The sequence below is a fragment of the Pilosibacter sp. YYHA0881 genome (assembly GCF_051602715.1).
GTDB lineage: Bacteria > Bacillota > Clostridia > Lachnospirales > Lachnospiraceae > Alitiscatomonas > Alitiscatomonas aceti.
The window spans coordinates 3,117,841-3,133,105 of sequence record NZ_CP175657.1; the positions used below are offsets into that span (position 1 = coordinate 3,117,841).

14 protein-coding genes are annotated in these 15,265 nt (G+C 51.1%); all 14 read left to right on the forward strand.

Annotated elements, in window-relative coordinates:
- The first annotated feature begins 14 nt into the window (after positions 1-14).
- The 14 genes from dxs (at position 15) to ACI6NM_RS14820 (ending at position 15,257) form a co-directional block, all read left to right on the forward strand.
- The gene (gene dxs / locus ACI6NM_RS14755; protein ID WP_438500966.1) at positions 15-1,958 is read left to right on the forward strand and encodes a 1-deoxy-D-xylulose-5-phosphate synthase; all 1,944 of its coding nucleotides are present in this window, start codon (positions 15-17) and stop codon (positions 1,956-1,958) included.
- A complete protein-coding gene (locus ACI6NM_RS14760) occupies positions 1,955-2,761 on the forward strand; it encodes a TlyA family RNA methyltransferase (protein ID WP_215653259.1) in 807 nt (268 codons plus the stop codon). The genes dxs and ACI6NM_RS14760 overlap by 4 nt, the downstream gene beginning before the upstream one ends.
- Before the next feature lie 21 nt (positions 2,762-2,782).
- On the forward strand, positions 2,783-3,631 hold the full coding sequence (locus tag ACI6NM_RS14765) for an NAD(+)/NADH kinase (RefSeq protein WP_215653258.1): 849 nt from the start codon (positions 2,783-2,785) through the stop codon (positions 3,629-3,631).
- Between the two features lie 103 nt (positions 3,632-3,734).
- The gene (gene argR / locus ACI6NM_RS14770) at positions 3,735-4,190 is read left to right on the forward strand and encodes an arginine repressor (protein ID WP_158358538.1); all 456 of its coding nucleotides are present in this window, start codon (positions 3,735-3,737) and stop codon (positions 4,188-4,190) included.
- A gap of 9 nt (positions 4,191-4,199) precedes the next feature.
- Positions 4,200-5,891, forward strand: coding sequence for a DNA repair protein RecN (recN, locus tag ACI6NM_RS14775; RefSeq protein ID WP_438500967.1), 1,692 nt, complete (start codon positions 4,200-4,202; stop codon positions 5,889-5,891).
- A 152-nt stretch (positions 5,892-6,043) separates the two neighbouring features.
- Positions 6,044-7,327: a SpoIVB peptidase gene (spoIVB, locus tag ACI6NM_RS14780; RefSeq protein ID WP_438500968.1), complete on the forward strand. Its 1,284-nt coding sequence runs from the start codon at positions 6,044-6,046 to the stop codon at positions 7,325-7,327.
- Positions 7,328-7,446: 119 nt separating this feature from the next.
- Positions 7,447-7,911 (forward strand): GNAT family N-acetyltransferase, encoded by a 465-nt coding sequence (locus ACI6NM_RS14785; protein ID WP_438500969.1) that lies wholly within the window; start codon positions 7,447-7,449, stop codon positions 7,909-7,911.
- 267 nt (positions 7,912-8,178) lie between these two features.
- On the forward strand, positions 8,179-8,424 hold the full coding sequence (locus tag ACI6NM_RS14790; protein ID WP_438500970.1) for a helix-turn-helix domain-containing protein: 246 nt from the start codon (positions 8,179-8,181) through the stop codon (positions 8,422-8,424).
- Positions 8,411-9,349: a RhuM family protein gene (rhuM, locus tag ACI6NM_RS14795; protein ID WP_438500971.1), complete on the forward strand. Its 939-nt coding sequence runs from the start codon at positions 8,411-8,413 to the stop codon at positions 9,347-9,349. The genes ACI6NM_RS14790 and rhuM overlap by 14 nt, the downstream gene beginning before the upstream one ends.
- Positions 9,350-9,996: 647 nt before the next feature.
- Positions 9,997-10,920: a hypothetical protein gene (locus tag ACI6NM_RS14800; protein ID WP_438500972.1), complete on the forward strand. Its 924-nt coding sequence runs from the start codon at positions 9,997-9,999 to the stop codon at positions 10,918-10,920.
- Between the two features lie 92 nt (positions 10,921-11,012).
- Complete coding sequence (locus ACI6NM_RS14805) at positions 11,013-12,374, forward strand: MATE family efflux transporter (protein ID WP_438500973.1); 1,362 nt, start codon at positions 11,013-11,015, stop codon at positions 12,372-12,374.
- Between the two features lie 18 nt (positions 12,375-12,392).
- Positions 12,393-13,724: a solute carrier family 23 protein gene (locus ACI6NM_RS14810; RefSeq protein WP_438500974.1), complete on the forward strand. Its 1,332-nt coding sequence runs from the start codon at positions 12,393-12,395 to the stop codon at positions 13,722-13,724.
- Positions 13,725-14,455: 731 nt separating this feature from the next.
- Entirely contained in the window at positions 14,456-14,875 is a 420-nt protein-coding gene (gene tnpA / locus ACI6NM_RS14815; protein ID WP_438500975.1) for an IS200/IS605 family transposase, read from the forward strand.
- 163 nt (positions 14,876-15,038) lie between these two features.
- On the forward strand, positions 15,039-15,257 hold the full coding sequence (locus tag ACI6NM_RS14820) for a helix-turn-helix domain-containing protein (protein ID WP_002578407.1): 219 nt from the start codon (positions 15,039-15,041) through the stop codon (positions 15,255-15,257).
- The last annotated feature ends 8 nt before the right edge of the window (positions 15,258-15,265 follow it).

Sequence of the window (15,265 nt, forward strand, 5' to 3'; positions counted from 1 at the left end):
GGAGTAGGAACGGAATGCTTCTGGAAAAGATAGAACAGTCTTCGGATATCAAGAAGCTGAAAGCGGAAGAGTATCCGGTGCTGGCGCAGGAGATCCGGCAGTTTCTGCTGGAAAAGATCAGCCGTACAGGCGGTCATCTGGCCTCCAACCTGGGAGTCGTGGAGCTGACCATGGCCCTGCACCTGGCCTTTGATCTTCCGAAGGATAAGATCATATGGGACGTGGGCCACCAGGCCTATACCCATAAGATCCTCAGCGGGAGAAAGGACGGCTTCGACGATCTGCGCCAGTTCGGCGGCATGAGCGGCTTCCCAAAACGGAAGGAGAGCCCCTATGACGCCTTTGACACGGGCCACAGCTCCACCTCCATTTCCGCAGGCCTGGGAATTGCCCAGGCCAGAGAGATCCTGGGCGAGGACTATTCGGTCATCTCCATCATCGGAGACGGCGCTTTAACGGGCGGCATGGCCTATGAGGCATTGAACAATGCGGCCCAGCTGAAGAAAAATTTTATTATCGTATTAAATGACAACGAGATGTCCATTTCAAAAAACGTGGGCGGCATGTCCCGGTACCTGAGCAATGTCCGTACCAGAGAGGGCTATGCGGATCTGAAGCTTAAGGTGGAACGCACCCTGCGGTCCGTGCCGGTGATCGGAAAGGCCATGGTCAACGGCCTTTTCCTGGCTAAAAACGGGATCAAGCAGTTTTTAGTGCCAGGGATGCTGTTCGAGGACATGGGGATCACCTACCTGGGGCCTGTGGACGGCCACAATGTGGAGGAAATGGTCCAGGTCTTAAAGGAGGCCAGACGGGTCCGTCATGCGGTCCTGGTCCATGTGCGGACCACCAAGGGAAAGGGCTATGGCCCGGCGGAGCAGAACCCCTCCCGGTTCCACGGAGTGGATCCCTTTGACATTGAAACGGGAAAGCCGTTAAAGAAAAAGCAGTTCCCGGGTTATACGGATGTTTTTTCGGAAAAGATCTGCGAGCTGGCAGAGAAGGATCCACGGATCGTGGCAGTCACGGCGGCCATGCCCGACGGCACGGGGCTTTCCAGGTTTGCAAAGCAGTTCCCGGACCGGTTTTTTGACGTGGGGATCGCCGAGGCCCATGCGGTCACTTCGGCAGCGGGAATGGCGTCAGCGGGCTTAAAGCCTGTGGTCGCGGTGTACTCGTCGTTTTTACAGAGAGGCTACGATCAGATCCTCCACGATGTCTGTATCCAGGAGCTTCCGGTGCTCTTTGCCATCGACCGGGCCGGTCTTGTGGGCAGCGACGGGGAGACCCACCAGGGGATCTTTGATATCTCGTTTTTAAGCCTGGTTCCCGGAATGAGCATCATGGCGCCAAAAAATCTGTGGGAGCTGGAACGGATGCTGGAATTCGGCGTGGGCTTTGACGGTCCCTTGGCCATCCGTTACCCGAGAGGACAGGCCTACCGGGGCCTTTCCGAATTCGACGCGCCGGTGGAATACGGAAAGGCAGAAATGCTTTTTGAGGAGAAGGACATCGCTCTTTTTGCCCTGGGAAGCATGGTCAGCACCGGAGAGCATGTGAGGGAAAAGCTGAAGGCCAGAGGATATTCCTGTACCCTGGTCAACGCCCGGTTTGTAAAGCCTCTGGACACGGATATGATCGACCGGCTGTGCAGGAGCCATAAGCTGATCGTCACCCTGGAGGAAAATGTGCTGCGGGGCGGCATGGGCATGTGCGCCACCCGGTACATCCATGAACACCATCCGGAGATCCATGTGATCCAGGTGGCTCTTCCGGACGCCTATGTGGAGCATGGGAACGTGTCGCTCTTACGGGAAATGCTGGGGATCGACAGCGATTCGGTGATCAAACGGATCTTTACGGAATATTTAGATCCATATGACAGTCATGGAAATATGAAAATACAGAACAGTTTCGATTGTCCAAATAGTACAGAGAAGGAGCGTCAGGATCCATGAAGGAACGGTTAGACGTGCTGTTAGTAAAAAAGAATCTGGCGGAGTCCAGGGAGAAGGCCAAGGCGGTGATCATGGCCGGGATCGTCTATGTGGATGACCAGAAGGAGGACAAGGCCGGCTCCATGTTTGAGGAGACGGCAAAGATCGAGGTCAGGGGGAGCACCTTAAAATATGTGAGCCGGGGCGGTTTAAAACTGGAGAAGGCCATGACCCATTTCGGCGTGACCCTGGATCAGAAGATCTGCATGGACGTGGGAGCGTCCACCGGCGGGTTCACCGACTGCATGCTGCAGAACGGGGCTGTGAAGGTCTATTCTGTGGATGTGGGCCATGGACAGCTGGCCTGGAAGCTCAGGAACGACCCGCGGGTGGTCTGCATGGAAAAGACCAACATCCGGTATGTGACCCCGGAGGAGATCCCGGACAAGATCCAGTTCGTCTCCATTGACGTATCGTTTATCTCCCTTACCAAGGTCCTGGGGCCGGTGAAGGCCCTTATGGAGCCGGACGGCCAGGTGGTATGCCTCATTAAACCGCAGTTTGAGGCGGGCCGGGAAAAGGTCGGGAAAAAGGGAGTGGTCCGGGAGCGGTCCGTCCACCTGGAGGTGATCCGCATGGTGGCGGCTTTTGCAGGAAGCATCGGCTTCGAGGCCCTGCATCTGGAGTTCTCACCCATCAAGGGACCGGAGGGAAATATTGAGTACCTTCTGCATTTAAGAAACGATGCCGGCGGAAACGTTTACGAAAACAGCTCCATTGATGCGGAGGAGATCGTAAACCAGGCACATGAGACGCTGGATTAGGAGTTCCGGCGGGAGCAGCATATGAAACATTTTTATATCATTGTCAACGAAGATAAAGAAGATACAAAAGCCATGGGTGCGAGGATCACCCGGTATCTGGAGGACCATGGATGCACCTTCAGGACCTCCAAAGGCGTGTTCAGCAAGGGAAAACGGTTTACATCCGTTTCCGACGTTCCGGAGGATACGGAGTGTGTCATCACCCTGGGCGGAGACGGGACCTTTATCCAGGCGGCCAGGGATCTGGCGGGTACAGGCCTTCCTATTGTGGGCATCAACCTGGGGGATCTGGGATATCTGACCCAGATGGGAAAGGGGGGCAACCTGGAGGAGCTTCTGGATGCCCTGCTTTCAGACCGTTATGAGATCCAGGAACGGATGATGCTCACAGGCAGGATATACCACAAGGGAAGACCGGAGGCCAGCCATATTGCCTTAAACGATATCGTACTGGCCCGGGAGGGGGACATGCGTGTCCTGAAATTTAAGATCTACGTCAACGGCCAGTTTCTGTATGAATACAGTGCCGACGGGGTGATCGTCTCCACACCTACGGGCTCCACGGCCTATAACCTGTCAGCAGGGGGCCCCATTGCCCAGCCGGACGGGGAGCTTCTGATCCTGACGCCGGTGTGCCCTCATACACTGACGTCCCGGACCATCGTTCTGGGACCGGAAAGCCGGATCCGGATCGAGATATCGGAAAAAAATGAAGGGTGCCAGGCAGCCGCCTTTGACGGGGGAACCAAGGTGGCGCTGACCCGTGGGGATTATATTGAGATCGAACGGTCCAAGATGGTGACCCGGGCAGTGAAGCTGGACGACCGGTCATTCCTGGATATCTTAAAGCACAAGATGTACGACGCATAGGGGAAGAGGGCGGAGCCGGCCGGGGCCGGAGCCGCGGATGGAAAAGGCAGAGCACGTTGTAACCAGAGGGATACGAAACAGTTACAGGAAAGGGGTAACAGACATGAAGGTAGACAGACACAGCAAGATCGTAGAGCTGATCGGCAAGTACCAGATCGAGACGCAGGAGGAGCTGGCTTCTTATTTAAAGGAGGCCGGATACCATGTGACCCAGGCCACGGTCTCCAGGGATATCCGGGAGCTGAAGCTTACGAAGGTGCAGAAGGAAAATGGCCGTCAGTGCTATTCGGTGATGCAGCATCAGAGGGACTTCGGGGAGAAATATATCCGTATCCTGCGGGACTGCTTCGTATCCATGGATATGGCCCAGAATATCCTGGTCATTAAAACTGTGTCCGGCATGGCCATGGCGGTGGCAGAGGCTTTGGATGTGATCGGCTTCCACGAGATCGTGGGCTGCGTGGCCGGAGACAATACCATCATGTGCGCCGTAAGGACTGTGGACGATACGATCCTTCTGATGGATAAGCTGAAAAAGATCCTGAATGAGCAGAATTGAGGTGATGGAATGCTGCTGGGCTTACACGTAAAAAACCTGGCCCTGATCGAAAAGGCCGAGGTGGAGTTTACCGGAGGGCTTAATATACTGACCGGAGAGACCGGAGCAGGAAAATCCATCCTCATCGGATCTGTGGGTCTGGCGCTGGGAGGAAAGGCGTCGAAGGACATGATCCGCCAGGGCGAGGACAGCGCCCTGGTGGAGCTGGCCTTTTCCGTGGACGATGAGAAGAAAAAAAACGCTCTGGAGGCCCTGGACATCGCGCCCGATGAGGACGGCCTCCTTATCATTTCTAAAAAGATCACCCCGTCCAGGACGGTCAGCCGGATCAACGACGAGACGGTGACCACCGCAAGGCTTAAGGCCGTCACCGGACTTCTCCTGGACATTCATGGACAGCATGAGCATCAGTCTCTTCTCCATAAGCAGAAGCATCTGGAGATCCTGGACGAATATTCCCGGAATGAAACGGAAAATCTGAAAAGAGACGTGGAGGAAGGTTACCGGAAATATCAGGCCCTCAGAGAGAAGCTTTCGGGCTTCCATCTGGATGAGGAGACGAGAAAGCGGGAGTCGGATTTTCTGCGGTTTGAGATCCAGGAGATCGAAAATGCGGCCATCCGCCCGGGAGAGGAGGAGGAGCTTTCTGCCGTCTGCCGGAAATTTTCCCACAGCAGGAAGATCGCCGAGGCCATGCAGACGGCGTTTATGGCTGTGGACGGAGCCGATCTGGGCCGTGCGGTGAAGCATGTGGAGAACGCCGCCGCCTATGATGAAAATTTAAACGATATTTTAAAAGAGCTTTCCGATGCAGAGGACATCTTAAACGGCGTGGCCCGGTCCATTTCCGATTATATGAATGAAATGGAGTTCGATGAGGAAACCTTTAAACAGACGGAGGAGCGTCTGGACCGGATCCGCAGCCTGATGGCCAAGTATGGAAATTCGGAGGAAGCCGTTTTAAAAAGCCTGGAGGAAAAAAGGGAACGCCTTCAGGAGCTGGAAAACTATGAAGAGCTGGCAGCGCTGGCATCCAGGGAGCTTGAAGCCCAGACCCGGTCCATGGAGCAGCTTTGCGGGACCCTTTCGGAGGCCAGAAAGCGTGCGGCCCGGGTCCTGGAGGAACGGATCGGGGCAGAGCTCATGGACTTGAATTTCCTCCATGTGGATTTCCGGATCGATGTGAGGGATCTGGAGCATTTTACGGCCCAGGGCGCCGACGAGGTGGAATTTATGATCTCCACCAATCCAGGCAGCATTCCGCCCAGACCGCTGGGAGAGGTGGCTTCCGGCGGCGAGCTCTCCAGGATCATGCTGGCCATCAAGACGGTGTTGGCGGATACGGACGATATCCCCACACTGATCTTCGACGAGATCGACACCGGCATCAGCGGGCGCACAGCCCAGAAGGTGTCAGAGCGGCTTTCCTATATTGCCGGAAAGCACCAGGTTTTATGCATCACCCACCTGCCCCAGATCGCGGCCATGGCTGATACCCATTTTGAGATCAGAAAAACCGTGGAAAATGGAAAAACGTCCACCAGGATCCATAAGCTGGGAAAAGAGGAGCAGACCGAGGAGCTGGCAAGGCTTCTGGGCGGCGCGGAGATCACAGGCGCGGTGCTTGAAAATGCAAGGGAAATGAAGCGGCTGGCGGAAAAGAAGAAGAGGGAGCTGCTGAAAGAACGAAACGTCATCTAAAAACTGACAGGCTGAAAAGAGAAAAGGATCACATACTAGGAGAGGAGCATATCACTGCCCTCTCCTTTGCCGTTACTGGGGAAATTGCAGACGCCGTATGTTATGGACAGGGAAAAGCCGGGGCAGAATCATAAAGAAGAGGAGGTTTTGCCGTGACAAGAAAGGAACGACTGAGAAGGATTCTGGCCGGTGTCTTTTGTTTTTCTCTGGTTTTTACCATTGCGTTCACATGGGGCTATGTGAAGTTTGCAGTGCCGGACCGTCTGAACCTGGTGGTCAGCGAGGAGGAGATCTTCCATTTTACCCTGCCTCCGGGCGTCACCCTGGAGAGCGACAGCGAGGAGGTAGTCCTGGGGAACGCGTCCAACATCCCCGCAGGAAAAGTCCGGATCCAGACCGCAGAGCCGGTGTCCATGTATGGCGCATCTGAAGGAAGCTACCACCTGGGCATGAAGCTTTTCGGGCTGATCCGCATGAAGGACATCCAGGTGGATGTGGTGGACGGGATGTATGCCGCGCCCTGCGGCGTACCTGTGGGGATCTATCTGAAGTCCAGGGGAGTCATGGTCGTTGGCACCGGGGAGATCGTCAACGACGCGGGCAACGTGGTGGAGCCGGCCTTCGGCGTTCTGAAATCCGGAGATTACATCGAGACAGTCAACGGACAGGAGATGGAGGATAAGGACGATCTGATCCAGGCCGTCAGCGCCAGCAGCGGAAGTCCCGTTTCCCTGGAGGTGCGCAGGGACGGGGAGCTTTTAAAGGTGGAGCTGGAGCCGGTGCTGGCAGAGGATGGGACCTATAAGCTGGGGGCCTGGGTCCGGGACGATACCCAGGGGATCGGAACCGTCACCTACGTGGATATGAACGGCTCCTTCGGCGCCCTGGGCCATGGGATCAGTGACAGCGACACAGGAAAGCTGGTGGATATCCGGGAGGGAGAGCTCTACGATACCCAGATCATGGGGATCGAAAAAGGAACATCAGGAAAGCCCGGAGTCATGTCCGGGGTCATCTATTACGGAAAAGGCACAAAGCTGGGGGAAGTGACCGCCAATACAGAGGAGGGGATCTTCGGAACCGTCAACCGCCGGTTCCTGGAACGATTCCAGTCCGAGGCCATTCCCGTGGGCTTCCGCCAGGACGTCCACAAGGGCCAGGCCTTTATCCGCAGCGATGTATCGGGGGAGGTGAGAGATTATGAGATCGAAATTCAAAAAGTGGATCACACGAGTCTTCAGAAAAATAAGGGGATGGTGATCCGTGTTGTAGACGAAGAGCTTCTGAAGCTCACCGGCGGTATCGTACAGGGCATGAGCGGCAGCCCCATCATCCAGGACGGCAAGCTCATCGGAGCCGTCACCCATGTATTCATCCAGGACTCCACAAAAGGCTACGGGATATTTATTGAAAACATGCTGGAAGCAGCGGAATAATAGAAGCAGGCAGCGTAATGAAAAATTGCGCTGCCTGCTTTTGGGATTTTTATTATCTATGAAAGTAAAAGTGCTTGTGATATAATGGTAGAAAACTAGAATTTATATAGAGGAACAAGATGATGAAAATTAAGTTAATTGAGGATTATGACGATAAACAGAAAATTGCAAGACTGATATTAGAAGCATTACCTGATTGGTTCGGCATAGATGAAGCAAGAGAAAATTACATCAGAGAAAGTACAGAGCAACTTTTCTTTGCTGCACTTGACGAAAATCAAGTAACAGGTTTTTTATGCTTAAAAGAAACGAGTAAAGACACACTGGAAATAAGCGTAATGGGCGTATTAAAGGAGTATCATCGCCACGGAATTGGAAAAGAACTATTTTTGAATGCCAAGAAACTTGCTTCAGAAAAAGGATATACTTTTCTTCAGGTAAAGACTGTTCAAATGGGACACTACAAGGAATATGATAACACAAATCGTTTCTACCTCAGTCTGGGATTTAAGGAATTTGAAGTCTTTCCTACCCTATGGGATGAAAGGAATCCTTGCCAAATTTATATCATGTCACTACGGTAAATTCCAGTTTTACCAATTAAATATTGGCAATCTCAAACAGCTATGTACGGATCGGTGCATAGCTGTTTTTGATACAAAAATGTTGTCCATAATGACAATCACTCATGAACGGCAGTCCCATCATCCTGGACGGCCCGGTGGAAAAACCAATATAGCCCGCCTTTTAACGATGCATACCATATTTGACTTTTTTTCAAAAAATATTGTATTTATTTATATTTTGTGATACTATATCCACACAATGAGTGGATACATAAGGAGAGCGAGATGGACAAAAAAGAAAGGATTGAAAAGCAGATAGGCACATTAAAAGGAATTCGTGAAATGCTGGATATGAACAGGACAGAATTTTCACAATACATGGATATTCCACTAAGAACATTAGAGGAATGGGAAGCGGGAAGAAGACAGATGCCGGAGTACGTACTCAGATTAATTGCATATTACGTTAAGGTGCAGAAGTTGATGAAGGAAAAAAGAATAGAATTGGAGGAACGATATGAACAAAAATGAAATTGTAATTTTTGAAACAGAGGATAAATTGATAACGCTTCCTGTGGCAGTAGATCATGAGACGGTCTGGCTGAATAGAAATCAAATGGCTGAGCTTTTTGACCGGGATGTAAAAACAATTGGTAAACATATTAATAATGCTTTGAGAGAAGAGTTAGAAAGTGATAAGGCAACTGTCGCAAAATTTGCGACAGTTCAAAAAGAGGGTGAACGTGAAGTAGAACGACAAATTGAATATTATAACCTGGATGTTATCATTTCTGTCGGCTACCGTGTAAAATCAAAACGAGGCGTTGAATTCCGGCGTTGGGCAAATTCAGTTCTTAAACAGTACATATTGAAGGGCTACGCAGTAAATGATAATCGTATCAAGCAGTTAGGTGAGGTGATACGAATTATGAAGCGGACCGAAAACGAGTTGGATAGCAGGCAGGTTCTTTCTGTAATAGAAAAATATAGCAGTGCACTGGATTTACTGGATTCTTATGATCACCAGAATATGACACGGCCAGAAGGAAATCGTGCGACATATGTTCTTACCTATGAGGAATGTATGGACGTGATCCAGAGCATGCGATTCGGAGATGAATCCGATTTGTTTGGAAAAGAAAAGGATGATTCTTTCAAAGGCAGTATCGGTAATATTTATCAGTCATTTGGAGGAACAGATATCTATGAATCTTTGGAAGAAAAAGCTGCAAATTTGCTGTATTTGGTGACCAAGAACCACAGCTTTTTCGATGGAAATAAAAGAATTGCTGCGACAATGTTTCTCTATTTTCTTGATAAAAATGAAGTACTGTTTATAGATGGACAAAAGAAAATAGAAGATGCTGCTTTAGTAGCACTAACCATTATGATCGCAGAGTCCAGACCAGAAGAAAAAGAAATGATGATAAGCGTGATTATGAATTGTATGTTATAAAGCTTGATTTTAACTTTGGAATATTGTTCTTAATGACGATCACTCATGAGCGGCAGTCGCCAAGGTCTCGTGCAGGCATGGACTTTGGTTCTTGCCCGCGTAAACCAAAGCAGACAACACAACGCGAACCATTGTGACGCCTGCTTTTTGACTGTCCCGATTTAACCTAGATGGCTCCAATACGGCGCGTCTTTTAACGACGGATGCCATATTGAGCTTTTTAAGAGTAAAAAAGATTGTATTTCTATGTATTTTGTGATACGAATTATGAAGCGGACAAAAACGGACCGGACAGCAGTCCGGCCCCATCTTATCTCGTTCCTTTTTCCCTCAGCTTACAGCCGGCAAATGTAACGCCGACCATGAGAATAAAGCCAGCGGCATAGGCGGGGAAAATACCATGGAATGCCCTGCAACAGAAAACGGTGCTCTTTACACACATGTATGCACCTGCTACGCAAATGGAGATATACACCAATGAAAAAGAAAAATAGTCCGGACGATCACATATAAGGCTGTGGATCCCATGGGGGCCGGGAACAGGGAGGCGAGAGCATCCCTGGATCTGGACGGCCGGACAGATGCGGCTGAAACAGGTGCCGTGCATTGAGCGGAATGCCAAGTTTACATAAAAGGAGAGACCATATATGCCACAGGATAGAATCAGTTCCGGGAAAACAACGGCGTACTTCCATCTTCCGGGCCTGTTTGAGTTTTATGTGCTGTACAAGAGATTTCTGCCGTTATTTTTTGAACATAGGGAATATTTTTACGAATGGTGCGGGATCGGCTCCATATACGGCGCTCCGGCGGGATGCATCTGGGGCGGGGGCCGTGTCGGGGAAGGAGACCAGGATCCGGGAGAGGTCCTGGCGCTGCTGGAGAAGTACGGGATCTCTGCCCGTCTGACCTTCAGCAATTCCCTGCTCAGGGAGGAGCATCTTGCGGACCGGAAATGCAACGCTCTCTGCGCCATGTTTGAGAAGAGCGGGAAAACGAAAAACGGCGTTATCGTTCATTCGGAGCTTTTGCTGGAGTATTTAAAAAAGAAATATCCAGGCCTTTATTTTGTTTCCTCCACCACAAAGGTACTGACAGATTTTGACCGGTTCACAGAGGAGGTCGACAGAGAGGAGTTTCGCTATGCAGTGCCGGATTTCCGGCTGAATAAGGCCCTTGACCAATGGGATACGCTGTCAGAACGCCAGAAGGCTAAGGTGGAATTCCTGTGCAACGAATGCTGTTTCTATGGATGCAGGGACAGGAAACGCTGTTACGAGGCCGTCAGCCGGAAAAATCTCGGCGAGGACGGTCCGGACCACTGCTGTACGGCTCCCGGCGCAGGGGAGGGCTACCGATTTTCCAGAGCCATGAAAAATCCAGGATTCATCGGAGCAGAAGAGATCCAGAGCGTCTATCTTCCCATGGGCTTTTCTGATTTTAAGATCGAAGGCCGTGGACTGGGCAGCGCCCTGGTCCTGGAGTTCCTTCTTTATTACATGACCAGGCCGGAATATCAGATCCATGTGAGAGAGGAGATGTATCTGGATAATATGCTGGATCTGTTTTAGGCGCGGCCTGTAAAACGGCGGAAAATCCACTTGCAGCCTTTCTGCGGATGCGCTAAAATAAACCGGGAAATTAAAAGGAAGCGAGGCGTCATATGGGAACGGATATGACAAAGGGACGGCCCCTGCCGGTCCTTCTGCGGTTTACTATACCGCTTTTGCTGGGAAATCTTTTCCAGCAGTTTTATAATATGGCCGATACGATCATCGTGGGCCGGTATATGGGAGCCGGAGCCCTGGCGGCCGTGGGCTCCACCGGGATCATCATGTTTCTGATCACAGGCTTTGCCCAGGGACTCACCTCCGGCTTTACGATCCTGACGGCCCAGCGGTATGGAGCCGGGGATACGGCCGGTGTAAAGCGGAGTGTTTCTGCGGGGATCTTTCTCTCAGCTGTCACAACGGTGGTACTCACAGGCTTTTTCCTGGCGGTCATGGATCCGCTCCTTCGTCTCATGCAGACACCGGAGGACATTTTCCAGGAGGCGGGCCGGTATATCAGGATCATTGCCGCAGGAACGGCGGCCTGTGTATTCTATAACCTGTTTTCTGCCTTTCTGAGGGCTGTGGGAAACGGCCGGGTCCCGTTGTTTTTTCTGGTCTTTTCCGCCTGCTTAAACGTGGCGCTGGATCTGGCGCTGATCGTGGGCGGAGGCATGGGCGTGGAAGGCGCGGCCCTGGCAACGGTGCTTTCCCAGGCAGTATCGGCAGTATTATGCGGTGGGTATATTTTCTTAAAAACGCCGGATCTGACGCCGGGAGCCGGTCAGTGGCGTCCCCACAGAGGAGACGTCAGACGGGAGCTGTCCATTGGAATTCCCATGGCTCTCCAGTTTGCCATTACAGCCTCCGGGGGCATGGTCATGCAGTCGGCTGTGAACCAGTTTGGTTCCCTGGCGGTGGCGGCCTATACGGCGGCCGGAAAGCTGGAGACACTGGTGGAGCAGGGAATGATCGCCCTGGGCCAGGCCATGGCCTCCTATGCCGGCCAGAATTTTGGAAAAGGGGATCTGGACCGGGTGAAAAAGGGAGTCCGGGCGGGCATGACCGTAACAGTGGTCTATGCAGTTATGGCAGCAGTCCTGGGGACTGTTTTCCTGCGTCCGGCCATGAGCCTTTTTTTTGCAGGTGATATAAGCGCCGTGATGCCCTGGGCCAGGACCTATATGAACATCTGTGTGGTGTTTTTTGTCCCGTTGGGTGCGATCTTTGTATATAGGAACGTGATGCAGGGATGCGGATACGGCTTCCTGCCCATGGCCGGGGGGATCGCAGAGCTGCTGGCAAGGCTGGTGACGGCGGTCCTTGCCATGAAAATGGGAAGCTACGTTCTTACATGCTTCTGCCATCCGGCGGCATGGACGGCAGCGGCGGTGTTTTTGTGGGTCTCCTATGAGCGGGTAATAAGAAAGGCAGAGAGGGAGAAAAAGGCTGAGGATCCCCCAGCCGCATTTTAACCAGGAAAGGATAAGAGTATGAAGAACAGTGAATGCAGCATCAGCAACATATACAGGCTGGACGGGAGGGTGCCTCTTTTAAAGGCAGTGCCCTTTGGACTCCAGCATATTCTGGCCATGTTTGTGTCGAATCTGACGCCGATCACGATCATTGCGGCCGCAGGGGGGCTTTCCCAGGCAGAGGTCGCCGTTCTTCTGCAGAATGCCATGCTGGTGGCCGGGATCGCAACGCTGATCCAGCTGTTTCCGGTCTGGAGGATCGGTTCCAGGCTTCCGATCGTCATGGGTGTCAGCTTTACGTTTGTTACGGTGCTGAGCACCGTGGCGGCCAGCTACGGATATCCGGCCGTCATAGGCGCAGTGATCTGCGGCGGAGTCTTTGAGGGCGTCATCGGCCTGTTTGCCAGATACTGGAGAAAGATCATTGCCCCTGTGGTCGCCTCGTCGGTGGTGATCGCCATAGGATATTCCCTGTTTACGGTGGGGGCCAGATCCTTTGGAGGCGGCTACGCGGAGGATTTCGGCTCGGCCTCCAATCTGCTTCTGGGAACTGTCACACTAACCGTCTGTCTGGGCTGGAACATCCTGGCACGGGGATATCTGAAGCAGCTGTCTGTGCTGGCAGGACTTGTGGTGGGATATATCCTGGCGGTGTTTATGGGCAAGGTGGATCTGTCAGTGATCTTTTCAGAGGGAATCGTTTCCCTGCCAGCGCTTCTGCCCTTTGCACCGGAATTCCATATGGGAGCCATTTTTTCCGTTGCCATTATCTTTATGGTTTCTGCGGCAGAAACCATCGGGGACACGACTGCCATGGTCTCCGGAGGGCTGGGCCGGGAGATCACCTCAAAGGAGATTTCCGGTTCCCTGGCCTGCGACGGCTTTGCTTCCGTCGTTTCTGCCATGTTCGGATGCCCTCCGGTGACCTCATTTTCCCAGAATGTGGGGCTCGTGAACATGACGAAGGTCGTAAACCGCTTTACCATTGCCACCGGGGCCGGCTGTATGCTGCTGGCCGGATTCCTGCCACCGGTGGGGAACTTTTTTGCATCCCTCCCGGAATCCGTTCTGGGCGGGTGCACGATCATGATGTTCGGGACCATCATGGTATCGGGGATCCAGATGCTTTCCAGGGCTGGATTTACCCAGCGGAACATGACCATCGCCGCCCTGTCGCTCTCTGTGGGTATCGGTTTTACTGCGGCCAGTGAGATCGACCTGTGGCGGATATTTCCGGAGGTGGTCCAGTCCGTATTTTCCGCCAATGTGGTAGCTGTGGTGTTTGTCGTATCCATATTGCTGAATCTGATCCTGCCGGAGGATATGGAGCTGGAGCGGATCCAGGGATAGTGGAAACAGGCGGTCAGGCGTTTCGTCAGCCGCAGAACTGAATAAAGGAACCGCCCCGGAAAAGGCGCTGCAAAGCAGATGGGAATGTATCTGCAAAGCAGCGCCTTTTTACGCGGGCAGCGGGCCAAAGTCCGTGCCTGCACGAGACCCTGGAGGCTGCCGCGGGAACATCATCTTAAAGCCTAAACTTCTCAAAAAGTAACAGATAAATTTGCTAAGTGCCGCCAGAATAGAACAACTCTATCCAATCAAAACAGGGATGGATGCTCCGAATACAAAAATTTCGAGAGGGAACTGATCTCTGGTTGTTGTACGCAAATTTATTGCTGAACGTATTATATCATATCGAAACGGAAATGAAAATCTGGGAATCTTGCTTACAAACAGGGACTTTCATTTACAAACAAGGAATTTCGGTTACAAAACAGGACTCTTATTTACAAAGCGGGATTCTTGGGCTTCAAATGGGATTCTCGGGTTACTATTTACCATAAAGATGTGGTTTTGGTAATTTTAACTGCGATATTTCGGAGTTAAAATACGATTTTTAACAGATTAGATTGTTTGAAACGCATTTTTGTGATATGCTGATAAATGAAAGAGCTAATCCCCCAGCTATGCTGGGGCGAATAGTGTAGTAGTGACGTTGTAGAATGTGTAATAAAGCCTCCTATGATACAATAGTAAAGGTGTCTCAAGCCAATACTAAAGAGAATAGGAGGCGGTCCAACGTGGACAGTAGTAGTTTATCACATACAAGGTATAAATGCCAGTATCATATAGTGTTTATACCAAAGTATAGAAAACGAATTATGTATGGAAGATTAAAAGCAGATGTAAGAGAAATAATAAAAAAACTGTGCGATTACCGGAACATAGAAATAGTAGAAGGTGCAGTATGCGCAGATCATGTACATTTGTGTTTAAGCATTCCACCAAGCGAAAAAGTGTCAGATGTGGTAGGGTACATAAAAGGAAAAAGTGCATTAATGATACACGATAAATATCCGGAAAGTGTAAATGGATGGTCAAAAGCTTTTTGGGCCAGAGGATATTATGTCGTAACAGTAGGCAATATCACAGAAGATGCGGTAAAGGAATACATTCAGCAACAAAAAGAAGAATCGAAAAGAGAAGATACTAGAAGATAGCCTCTTTTAGAGGCTAGCCGGTATAAGTGCTTGAGGCATCCGCCTTTCAGGCGTTGCAGGCATAGGCCCCTTATAGGGGCATAATCAAACCACCAGTTGAACTGGTGGTTCATGACTTAGCATGTGAACAGATATTTCAAGCAAATAAGATTGAGGTGAAAAAATGGCAGTTAGTTACAAAAAATTGTGGAAATTGTTAATTGATAAAGAAATGATGAAGAAAGATTTGCGTGCAATGACAGGAGTTAGTACAACAACGATGTCTCGATTATCAAAAGATGAAAATGTAAGTACAGAGATTCTGTCAAAGATATGTTCTGCTTTGAATTGTGATGTGGGAGACATCATGGAATTTGTTCCTGATAAAAAAGAAGAGCAGTAAGGAGGTGC

Excerpts from the sequence above, each read along its gene's own strand:
- ACI6NM_RS14810 (WP_438500974.1), top strand. The coding sequence starts at position 12,393 with ATGAAGAACAGTGAATGCAGCATCAGCAACATATACAGGCTGGACGGG.
- ACI6NM_RS14805 (WP_438500973.1), top strand. The coding sequence starts at position 11,013 with ATGGGAACGGATATGACAAAGGGACGGCCCCTGCCGGTCCTTCTGCGG.
- dxs (WP_438500966.1), top strand. The coding sequence starts at position 15 with ATGCTTCTGGAAAAGATAGAACAGTCTTCGGATATCAAGAAGCTGAAA.
- ACI6NM_RS14800 (WP_438500972.1), top strand. The coding sequence starts at position 9,997 with ATGCCACAGGATAGAATCAGTTCCGGGAAAACAACGGCGTACTTCCAT.
- ACI6NM_RS14820 (WP_002578407.1), top strand. The coding sequence starts at position 15,039 with ATGGCAGTTAGTTACAAAAAATTGTGGAAATTGTTAATTGATAAAGAA.
- ACI6NM_RS14760 (WP_215653259.1), top strand. The coding sequence starts at position 1,955 with ATGAAGGAACGGTTAGACGTGCTGTTAGTAAAAAAGAATCTGGCGGAG.
- ACI6NM_RS14790 (WP_438500970.1), top strand. The coding sequence starts at position 8,179 with ATGGACAAAAAAGAAAGGATTGAAAAGCAGATAGGCACATTAAAAGGA.
- argR (WP_158358538.1), top strand. The coding sequence starts at position 3,735 with ATGAAGGTAGACAGACACAGCAAGATCGTAGAGCTGATCGGCAAGTAC.
- recN (WP_438500967.1), top strand. The coding sequence starts at position 4,200 with ATGCTGCTGGGCTTACACGTAAAAAACCTGGCCCTGATCGAAAAGGCC.
- ACI6NM_RS14765 (WP_215653258.1), top strand. The coding sequence starts at position 2,783 with ATGAAACATTTTTATATCATTGTCAACGAAGATAAAGAAGATACAAAA.
- rhuM (WP_438500971.1), top strand. The coding sequence starts at position 8,411 with ATGAACAAAAATGAAATTGTAATTTTTGAAACAGAGGATAAATTGATA.
- ACI6NM_RS14785 (WP_438500969.1), top strand. The coding sequence starts at position 7,447 with ATGATGAAAATTAAGTTAATTGAGGATTATGACGATAAACAGAAAATT.